The 9,227-nt window shown below is 45.5% G+C and carries 8 protein-coding genes and 1 pseudogene; 6 read left to right on the top strand and 3 right to left on the bottom strand.

What is annotated here, in order from left to right; translation table 11 throughout:
- The first annotated feature begins 159 nt into the window (after positions 1-159).
- The 3 genes from PX481_RS17950 to PX481_RS17940 all read left to right on the top strand — a co-directional run bounded on the left by PX481_RS17950 (position 160) and on the right by PX481_RS17940 (position 5,378).
- Positions 160-1,740, top strand: coding sequence for a photosystem II high light acclimation radical SAM protein (locus tag PX481_RS17950; RefSeq protein ID WP_288095299.1), 1,581 nt, complete (start codon positions 160-162; stop codon positions 1,738-1,740).
- A gap of 93 nt (positions 1,741-1,833) precedes the next feature.
- The gene (locus PX481_RS17945) at positions 1,834-3,318 is read left to right on the top strand and encodes a WD40 repeat domain-containing protein (RefSeq protein ID WP_002762770.1); all 1,485 of its coding nucleotides are present in this window, start codon (positions 1,834-1,836) and stop codon (positions 3,316-3,318) included.
- Positions 3,319-3,497: 179 nt separating this feature from the next.
- The gene (locus PX481_RS17940; protein ID WP_002762768.1) at positions 3,498-5,378 is read left to right on the top strand and encodes a DNA-directed RNA polymerase subunit gamma; all 1,881 of its coding nucleotides are present in this window, start codon (positions 3,498-3,500) and stop codon (positions 5,376-5,378) included.
- A gap of 40 nt (positions 5,379-5,418) precedes the next feature.
- Here the strand turns inward: PX481_RS17940 and PX481_RS17935 are convergent, their stop codons facing one another.
- Positions 5,419-5,835, bottom strand: a complete 417-nt coding sequence (locus tag PX481_RS17935) for a RidA family protein (protein WP_002762767.1) — start codon at positions 5,833-5,835, stop codon at positions 5,419-5,421.
- A gap of 264 nt (positions 5,836-6,099) precedes the next feature.
- Complete coding sequence (locus PX481_RS17930; protein WP_002762766.1) at positions 6,100-6,447, bottom strand: hypothetical protein; 348 nt, start codon at positions 6,445-6,447, stop codon at positions 6,100-6,102.
- On the opposite strand from PX481_RS17930, the pseudogene PX481_RS29805 reads away from it, so the two are divergent.
- Positions 6,446-6,550 (top strand): annotated as a pseudogene (locus PX481_RS29805) (DUF29 family protein); the annotation flags it as partial. The gene PX481_RS17930 and the pseudogene PX481_RS29805 sit on opposite strands and share 2 nt — an antisense overlap.
- Before the next feature lie 142 nt (positions 6,551-6,692).
- Here the strand turns inward: PX481_RS29805 and larC are convergent.
- Complete coding sequence (gene larC / locus PX481_RS17920; protein ID WP_002762763.1) at positions 6,693-7,949, bottom strand: nickel pincer cofactor biosynthesis protein LarC; 1,257 nt, start codon at positions 7,947-7,949, stop codon at positions 6,693-6,695.
- On the opposite strand from larC, the gene PX481_RS17915 reads away from it, so the two are divergent.
- Together PX481_RS17915 and PX481_RS17910 are read left to right on the top strand one after the other, a co-directional pair.
- Positions 7,926-8,567 (top strand): L-threonylcarbamoyladenylate synthase, encoded by a 642-nt coding sequence (locus PX481_RS17915; RefSeq protein WP_288023652.1) that lies wholly within the window; start codon positions 7,926-7,928, stop codon positions 8,565-8,567. The two genes, larC and PX481_RS17915, sit on opposite strands and share 24 nt — an antisense overlap.
- 271 nt (positions 8,568-8,838) lie before the next feature.
- A partial coding sequence (locus PX481_RS17910; RefSeq protein WP_288095293.1) for an Hsp20/alpha crystallin family protein occupies positions 8,839-9,227 on the top strand: 389 nt, incomplete at its 3' end.

Raw genomic sequence — 9,227 nt, 5'->3', positions numbered from 1 at the left:
CAGTAAACAGTAAACAGTGAACTGAAAACTCACATCTGATAACTGATAACTGATAACTGATAACTGATAACTGATAACTGATAACTGCCAGACAAGCCGGACAAAGTTAAGTTATATTAAGATTACTCAGAATGCGTCTCCATCCCCTTCAGAAATCTCATGACTCAACCGCAAGCACAACGCATCCTCTACGTTAGACTCCCCTGTAACCCCATTTTCCCCATCGGTGTCGTTTACCTTTCCGACCACGTTCATAAACTATTCCCCGACATCGAACAAAGGATTTTTGACCTTGGCACCGTCCCCCCCTTAGACTTTAACCAGGCACTCGATCGCTGTGTTGACGAATTTCGGCCGACCCTGCTAGTATTCTCCTGGCGGGATATTCAAATATATGCCCCCGTCGGTGGTCGCGGTGGTAATCCCCTGCAAAACGCCTTTGAATTTTACTACGCTAAAAACCCCCTAATCAAGCTGCGCGGTGCTTTAGGAGGTTTAAAGGTGACAACCGCCTACTACGGCGAATTATGGCGCAATCAGGGACTAATTCGCCGCGGGTTGCAGCAGGCCAGAAAATACCATCCCGAAGCGCGAGTTATCGTCGGGGGTGGTGCCGTCAGTGTTTTCTATGAACAACTAAAAACCAAACTGCCCACAGGAACAATTGTATCAGTGGGAGAAGGGGAAACCCTGCTAGAAAAATTCCTCTCCGGCCGGGACTTTAGCGATGAACGTTGTTATGTCGTCGGAGAAACCACACCCCGGCCGCGTTTAATCCACGAATCCCCCACCCCGTTGCAAAAATCCGCTTGTAACTACGACTACATCGCCAGTATTTGGCCAGAATTTTCCTACTATTTCCAAGAAAACGACTTTTATATCGGGGTACAAACCAAGCGCGGCTGTCCCCATAACTGCTGCTACTGCATCTATACCGTCGTCGAAGGGAAACAAGTACGCATTAATCCCGCGGATGAAGTAGTTAAGGAAATGCGCCAATTATACGACCGCGGCATTCGCAATTTCTGGTTTACCGATGCCCAATTTATCCCCACCAGAAAATTTATCAACGACGTGGAAGAACTATTAGAAAAAATTCTCGCTTCTGGGATGAAAGATATCCGTTGGGCTGCCTATATTCGTGCCGATAATCTCACTCCGAAACTGTGCGATTTAATGGTAAAAACAGGCATGAACTACTTTGAAATTGGTATCACCAGTGGTTCTCAGGAATTAGTCCGCAAAATGCGGATGGGCTATAATTTGCGGACAGTTCTGCAAAATTGTCGGGACTTAAAAGCGGCCGGTTTTAATGATCTGGTTTCGGTAAATTATTCCTTTAATGTTATTGATGAAACCCTGGAAACTATTCGTCAAACTATCGCCTATCATCGGGAATTAGAAAATATTTTTGGAGTCGATAAAGTGGAACCAGCCATCTTTTTTATCGGACTACAACCCCACACCCATCTAGAAGAATACGCCTTCAAAAAAGAAATTATTAAACCCGACTACGATCCCATGAGTTTAATGCCCTGGACAGCCAAAAAACTGCTCTGGAATCCCGAACCTTTGGGGTCATTCTTTGGCGAAGTTTGTCTGCAAGCATGGCGACAAAATCCCGATGATTTTGGACGAGAAGTGCTGAAAATTTTGGAAGCAAGACTAGGGAAGGCCGATTTAGAATCCGCTTTAACCGCACCGATAGAAACTAAGAAAAAAGTCTTAACTCCTGCTTAAAAATTAATTTTAGTCAATCCCAAGGCGGCAATTAGCGTTACCATGAGTCTGAAATCAGGAGATCATTGAAATCCCTTTACCGGTAACTGCAAAATGACCGACCATCGCCCCCATTGGCTAGAATTAGCGGAATATATCGCCCTAGGATTAACCCTGCTTACCCTTATCGCCATGGGTGCGGAGTTTTTGCCTTTGTTCCTCCTGGTAGTGACTTTCGGGTTGAATATTCTCAATCGTCTCCGAGAAAGAACCAGGCAACGTCAACGCTTAACCGAAATGACTGGTGATTTACAGAGTCAGTGGGAAGAAGAAAAAGAAGCTTTATCAGCACAAATACAGTCCCTCAGTCCTGCGGTGGCCAGCGATAACGCCCGTGCGGTCGCAACGCGCTCGCTACGCGAGATCGCAGAATTAGAGGAGAATATTCTCGTCCTCGAACAGTCCCACAATCAAATTATTCAATATATCAACCGTAACGGGCTGCTGGAACGCATCGAACATCTGGAAAAATCCTACAGTCGCTTACACAGAGATATTTTGCCGCTTAACGAAGAATCGGCGGATATTCCCGCCACAAAAGCGGAAAATGAGCCACAAATCACCCTACCTACCCTTAATTTAACTCCCACTTCCCCCCCCGTCGATATACCCCATTGGCACTATTATCGCCGTCTGGCCGCCCATCGGGAAATGATTACAGCGATCGCAATTACCGAGGATCAACAGTTTTTAATTAGCGTTAGTTGGGATCGTACCCTAAAAATCTGGGATTTTGCGAGGGGAACCCTGATTAATACGGTGGAAGCTCACGATCAGGGCATTTTAGCCCTAGCAGTGACTGGAAACGGCGATTATCATCTAGCGACGGGAGGATTCGATCAAACCGTTAAATTATGGACTTTAGCCGGCGATGGCAGTAGTCTGGAATTAAATCAAATTTTCCTCGGTCATCTCGGTTCGATTCACGGCCTAGATTTTGCCCCCCGTTGGCATTTTTTGGTTAGTGGTAGTTACGATCAAACCCTAAAACAGTGGAATTTAGAGCAGGAAACCGAAGAATTTAGCTCCTATGACAGTCTGGGGGCAATTTATGCCCTAGCAGTGGCTCCTAATCAAGATTTTATCGCCGCAGCTGGAGGTGATGGCACTGTCACCCTCTGGCAATTGGGATCGGGAGCAAAAATCGCCGTCCTATCCGGTAACGTTTCTTCGGTGCAGAGTCTGGCGATCGCTGCCGATGGTCAGATTATTGCCGCCGGTTGTGTGGATGGGACAGTGAAAATCTGGCAATACGATCGAGAGAAAAGCGGTCATTTTGCGCCAATTCGGGTGATCAATGCCCATAATGGTCAGGTGACAAGCTTGGTATTTGCAGAGGAAGGTCAATGGTTATTTACCGGGGGAACCGACGGAGAGATTAAAATCTGGTTAGCCAATTCTCAACAGGCGATCGCAACTCTCAGCACCGACAATGGGCGATCGTCGCCGATCTCCAGTTTAGTTCTCAGCCCCGATTATTGTCACCTAGCAGCGGCTGCGGCCGACGGTAGCATCACCATCTGGGAAAATATCACTTAATGGTCGATCGAACTGGAAAAATTGTATAATGTAATGTCCCGGACTCGGTCAGGCCAGTTTGACCCCAAGAAAAAGTGACTGAGTTAACCGTCGTTTCTGCCTAATAGTTGTCATCGGGGCATCGAGAACGCGCGAGCGATCGCTTATCCCAGATCATCACCCATAGTAAAAAATTCAGAATGAAGACTCCAACAGATCAAAGATTTGATTACGTCAAAATCGGTTTAGCGTCCCCCGAAAGAATTCGGCAATGGGGAGAAAGAAACCTGCCTAACGGTCAAGTCGTCGGAGAAGTAACCAAACCAGAAACGATCAACTATCGGACTCTCAAACCGGAAATGGATGGGTTATTCTGCGAGAAAATTTTTGGCCCCTCGAAGGACTGGGAATGTTGGTGCGGTAAATACAAACGCGTCCGTCACCGGGGAATTGTCTGTGAACGTTGCGGGGTGGAAGTTACCGAGTCGCGGGTACGTCGTCATCGCATGGGTTTTATCAAATTAGCTGCCCCCGTCACCCACGTTTGGTATCTCAAAGGTATTCCCAGCTATCTCAGTATCCTGCTCGATATGCCCCTGCGGGACGTGGAGCAAATCGTCTATTTTAATGCCTATGTGGTTCTCGATCCGGGTAATGCCGGCAATCTTAGTTATAAACAACTCCTCAGCGAAGATCAATGGTTAGAGATCGAAGAAGAAATCTACGCGGAGGATTCGGAATTAGTCGGCATTGAAGTGGGTATCGGGGCCGAGGCTATCCAAAGACTCTTACAGGAAATTAACCTGGAAGAAGAAGCGGAAAGACTGCGGACGGAAATTGTCGAAAGTAAAGGGCAAAAACGGGCAAAATTAATTAAACGTCTCCGGGTAATCGATAACTTTGTCGCCACGGGTTCTCAGGCAGAATGGATGGTTTTAAGCGTAATTCCCGTGATTCCTCCCGATTTACGCCCGATGGTGCAGTTGGACGGCGGCCGTTTTGCCACCTCTGACCTGAACGATCTCTACCGTCGGGTGATTAACCGCAATAACCGTTTATCCCGTCTGCAAGAAATTCTCGCCCCCGAAATTATCGTCCGTAACGAAAAACGGATGTTACAGGAGGCCGTCGATGCTTTAATTGATAACGGTCGTCGCGGTCGCACGGTGGTGGGGGCCAATAATCGCGCCCTGAAGTCTTTATCGGATATTATCGAGGGTAAACAGGGGCGTTTCCGTCAAAATCTCCTCGGTAAACGGGTTGACTATTCGGGACGTTCGGTTATCGTTGTCGGTCCGAAGTTGAAGATCTATCAATGCGGTTTACCCCGGGAAATGGCGATCGAATTGTTCCAACCCTTCGTTATCCATCGTTTAATTAAATTAGGCATCGTCAATAATATCAAGGCGGCCAAGAAAATGATCCAACGGGGGGATGCCAATGTTTGGCACGTCTTGGATGAAGTGATCACGGGACACCCGGTGATGTTAAACCGCGCCCCTACCCTGCACCGTTTGGGCATTCAAGCGTTTGAACCGATCCTAGTGGAGGGCCGGGCGATTCAGTTACATCCCCTCGTCTGTCCCGCTTTTAACGCTGACTTTGACGGGGACCAAATGGCCGTACATATTCCCCTCTCCCTGGAAGCACAATCGGAAGCGCGATTGTTGATGTTAGCTTGTCATAATATTCTCTCACCGGCGACCGGTCGCCCGATTGTTGCCCCTTCTCAGGATATGGTTTTGGGTTGTTATTATCTCACGGCCGAAAATCCCAAGGCCCAAAAGGGTGGGGGTCGTTATTTCGCCAGCATGGATGACGCTATTCGCGCTTTTGATCAGGGATTGGTGGATCTACACGCTTCCGTGTGGTTGCGTTTACCTGTCGGAGAAAAGGTGAAAACCAATAAACCCGATGAGGAAGTCCTGGAAACGGAAACTCTCCCCGATGGCAGCATCTGGAAATATTATCGGGAACGCAAAACCCGCGAGAAGGATGGTCAGATAATTTCTCAGTATGTGCGTACTACTGTAGGGCGAATTATCTACAATAAGACGATCCTAGAAGCTTTAGTAGTCTAGAGAGAGATTAGGTTAGGGTGGGCAATGCCCACCTTAATTTTTAGGCTAAAGCGGCAATACATTCTATTTCCACTAGCACATCTTTGGGAAGACGGGCCACCTCCACACAGGCCCGGGCCGGGGCGGTTTCCGGGGGGAAATAACGGGCATAAACTTGATTCATCGCCCCGAAATTGGCTAAATCCGAGAGAAAGACGGTAGTTTTCACCACATTTGACCAATTAGCCCCAGCAGCGGTTAAAATGCCCTCTAGATTGGCCATAACTTGTTCGGTTTGGGCGCTAATTTCCCCGGAGACGATTTCACCCGTGACGGGATCTAGGGGAATTTGTCCCGCAACAAAGAGAAAAGGACCAGGAGCGGCGATCGCTTGATTATAGGGACCCACAGGGGCCGGAGCTTTATCAGTACGGATGACCTGATTATTCATGGGCAGGATAGTTAAAAAAGATGACATTGAATCAATTGAATATTTTCCCAGTTTTTCGATCGCTTGTAGTTAATTTTCGCCGGTTAGGGGGTTTAATTTTGACTGATTGTCTTTGTCGAAGGTGCGCTAAAAGCGATTGTACGAGAAATAAGTCAACACTTATGACGCTGCAATTCTGCATCTAAGTAGCTGGTTATAATTAAATTAAAAATGGATTTTAGGTTCGATCCCCCCTGCCCCCCTTGATAAGGGGGGTGCCGATAGGCGGGGGGATCTGAAAGTTTTTAATACCTACCTACTTAACTCTGTTAACAAAGCATATATTCTATCAAAATTATATTTAGTTTCAGAAGGAGCATCATAGGTTGTCAAAGTACCTTTAGTATGACTATGAGCCGCTAGATTGCGACTTTTCTTTAGATTACCAAGATAACCTTTTAAAGTACTAATTTTATCAGTTTTTTCTGACTTTTTTTCGATTTTTTCTAATGTTGCTAAACCAATAACTATCATCAACATTTTTCTAAAAGCTTCATATTGAAAGTTAGAGTTAGGCTTAATAATCTCGTCTTTGATGAATTTTTGGTTAGCTGGGGACTTTAAGCATCGTTTAGCACATCTTAAAACTATATCATCCACGGTAAATGAAACTAATTTACCAAAAGAAACTTTCCCAGTTGATTGTCCTTTTAGCCAAGAACAGGTTTTAAATTGGGATTATTTTCCTGAAAATAGCTTTTGAAAAATGGATATAAGTAGGGAGGCACAATTGTTTGTAGGATGGGTTAACGGTAGCGTAACATGAGCGGGCGTTGGGTTTCATGCTTCAACCCAACCTACGTTCTTTTGAACAATAGCAGTTTTATGATAAAATTGCCCTGCTATCAAGACTGATTTTTTTCTTGCCAAACAGCTAAGGCCATTTGATGAACAAATCGCCAAGGTAGATGATGCTGACGGGCAATTGCGGCACAATCTTCGTATTCTGGTTGTACGGTAATCGGTTGATTAATTGACTCTTTGTAGGCAACTTTTAGCCGAATTTGTCCATAGACAGTATCGATCGATTGTATCTCTCTTTTTAAGATTGATCGCTCTTGAATCGTCCTTCTAATGCCTAAAGTTGTGGTTTCCTGAAAGATCATATTTTCACAAATAGCAATTTTATCCAAGGCACAAATTACTGTCAAAAGTATTCCCAAACGGGATTTTTTCATAGTAATTGCTTGACTAAATACATCCAAGGCACCCACTTGTAATAAAGACTCACTTAAGTAGGCGATCGCTTGCGGATTTAAGTCATCAATTTGAGTTTCTAAAACTGCCACGGTTTCGCTTTCATCTAGCTTTTCTGATTCTTTTTTCCCTAACCAAAGTCGGACAAGATTGGGAATCGGTAAATCTTTTGTCCCTGCTCCTAAACCGACCTTTTCTAACTGCATTTTCGGCGGTTTACCGAAACTTTTAGCTAAAGTTGTCACAATAGCTGCCCCCGTGGGTGTTACTAACTCTGCTTCGATGCCATTACTATAAATTGGTACTTGTCGCCGACTGAACATTTGTACTACTGCTGGCACGGGAACCGGTAAACGACCATGGGCGGCCTGAACTGTACCGCCGCCGGTGGGTAGAGAAGAACAGTATAATTCACTCACCGATAGCCAATCCAAACCCAAACAAGTCCCGACGATATCGATAATGGCATCGGTTGCCCCCACTTCGTGAAAATGCACTTTTTCCGGTGCGATCCCGTGAACAGCCCCTTCTGCGATCGCAAGTTGTCGAAAAACCGCTAAACTCCATTCTTGGACTTTCTGGGGTAAATTTGCCTGTTTAATTAAATTTTCAATCTCCGGTAAATGGCGAGCGGGGGTATGATGGTGATGGTGGTGATGATCAGAGGACTTCTCGGCAGTGACATCGACGTGAATCTTAGTGGCAATTTGACCGCGACGATGCACTTTTTCGGCCTTTAACTGATATTCATCCTCGATTCCTAAAGTTTTTAGTTGTGCAATCAGGTATTCTAAGGGGACTCCTAAATCTACTAATGCCCCTAAACACATATCCCCGGCGATTCCCGTGGGACAATCCCAATAGGCGACGATTTTGCTATCATGGCTACTATTTACTCTCTCCATCCCGAAAATCCCCAGCAACGTTCTATCCAAGAAATCTGTCATGCCCTTAAAAATGGGGCAATTATGCTTTATCCTACCGATACTGTCTATGCGATCGGTTGCGATCTCAATGTGAAATCCGCCGTCGAACGAGTTCGCCAAATCAAGCAACTATCTAATGATAAACCCTTGACGTTTCTCTGTTCTTCTTTGTCGAATATTTCCGAGTACGCAGTGGTCAGCGATTATGCTTATAAGATTATGCGACGAGTTATACCCGGTCCCTACACTTTTCTCTTACCGGCGACTAAATTAGTGCCGAAAGTGGTGATGAATCCGAAGCGGAAAACCACTGGTATCCGGGTTCCCGATCATGTTATCTGTCGCACTATTCTCGAAACCCTAGAAAATCCCATTATCTCTAGTTCTGCTCATCTTCCCGATCAGGAGGGGGATTTTCCCACCAAGGGATTAGAAACCGCTAGGCTATTCGATGCCCTCGATCATATCGTTGATTTAATTATCGAAGATGGTTCGGCTCCCGGTTCGGAAGTGTCAACAATTGTTGATTTTACCAGCGATCAACCGGATATCGTGCGTCAGGGTTTGGGTTGGCCGGAATTACAACAATGGTTATAACGAAGGCAAAAGGCAAAAGGCAGGGGTCAGTATTCAGGAGACAGGAGACAGGAGATAGGAGATAGGAGATAGGAGATTTTTTTTATTTATTCTTCCCACACCCCACTTCCCCACTTCCCCACACCCCACACCCCACTGATAACTGATAACTGATAAGTGTATCGGTTATTGCGACTTTTTGTTTCCTGAAAACCGCCTTGTGGAAGTCAAGTTAGTTGCTTAAGATAGAGGTAATCGCAGTCAGAGAAAACCTCTCAAGGAAATTATTACTATGGCTTTCACTCTTTATTCTCCCTTCCTCGAAATTAATTCTGTTCAACGTCAAATCGATCAACTTTTTCAAGAAGTATTACCGACAACTTCATCGGTATCTCGTCCCCCGGTGGAAATCTCTGTTAATGAGGATTCCGTGCAATTGAAAATCGAATTACCCGGTGTGGATATTAAAGATATCGATGTGGAGGTTAGCAAACAAATGGTGGCTATTAATGGGCAACGTCAACGCCCTGCCGAGGTGGAAAACAGCGAATTTTATTATGGTAAATTTAGTCGCTTGATTACCCTACCAGTGGAGGTGCAAAATAGCCAAGTTACCGCTAACTATCAAGACGGTATTCTTTATCTCACCCTCCCGAAAGCGGTGGCAGAAAAAAATAAAGT

It is taken from the genome of Microcystis sp. M53603_WE2 (genome assembly GCF_030065435.1).
Note: the sequence above shows the minus strand (reverse complement) of the source record. Positions and strands in the feature narration are given on the sequence as shown.

Bases quoted from the DNA above. Each gene is read 5' to 3' on its own strand.
- PX481_RS17950 (WP_288095299.1), top strand. From the start codon at position 160: ATGACTCAACCGCAAGCACAACGCATCCTCTACGTTAGACTCCCCTGT.
- PX481_RS17945 (WP_002762770.1), top strand. From the start codon at position 1,834: ATGACCGACCATCGCCCCCATTGGCTAGAATTAGCGGAATATATCGCC.
- PX481_RS17940 (WP_002762768.1), top strand. From the start codon at position 3,498: ATGAAGACTCCAACAGATCAAAGATTTGATTACGTCAAAATCGGTTTA.
- PX481_RS17935 (WP_002762767.1), bottom strand. From the start codon at position 5,835: ATGTCATCTTTTTTAACTATCCTGCCCATGAATAATCAGGTCATCCGT.
- PX481_RS17915 (WP_288023652.1), top strand. From the start codon at position 7,926: ATGGCTACTATTTACTCTCTCCATCCCGAAAATCCCCAGCAACGTTCT.
- larC (WP_002762763.1), bottom strand. From the start codon at position 7,949: ATGGAGAGAGTAAATAGTAGCCATGATAGCAAAATCGTCGCCTATTGG.